1 protein-coding gene is annotated in these 242 nt (G+C 56.2%); it reads right to left on the reverse strand.

Going from position 1 to position 242, the window contains the following annotated elements; translation table 11 throughout:
• Positions 1-211 (reverse strand): transposase (locus tag Q4563_RS22000; protein ID WP_303606053.1); only part of this gene is annotated, 211 nt, incomplete at its 3' end.
• Between the last annotated feature and the right edge of the window lie 31 nt (positions 212-242).

Consider the following 242-nt stretch of genomic DNA (forward strand, 5'->3'; position numbering starts at 1 on the left):
GGCTAAAGCGGTTCAATCGTTTATTGGTGCCGATGTTGCCGAAGACCGGTTCGACAACGGACATCCGGTGGCTGTAGATTTGTTTGCCGTGGGGGCTGTCGACGCGGTGTTTCATCCAGTCGGTGTAACTCGGTGGCCGTTTGTCATTGAGCGGGAAGCTGACTTGGCGGCCTGCACCTTTGCCGTGATTGGCTGCGGATGGGTTCTTCATGCCGCTGTCTTTTTCCCGATGTTCACTGAGG

The organism is Gilvimarinus sp. 1_MG-2023, from assembly GCF_030548285.1.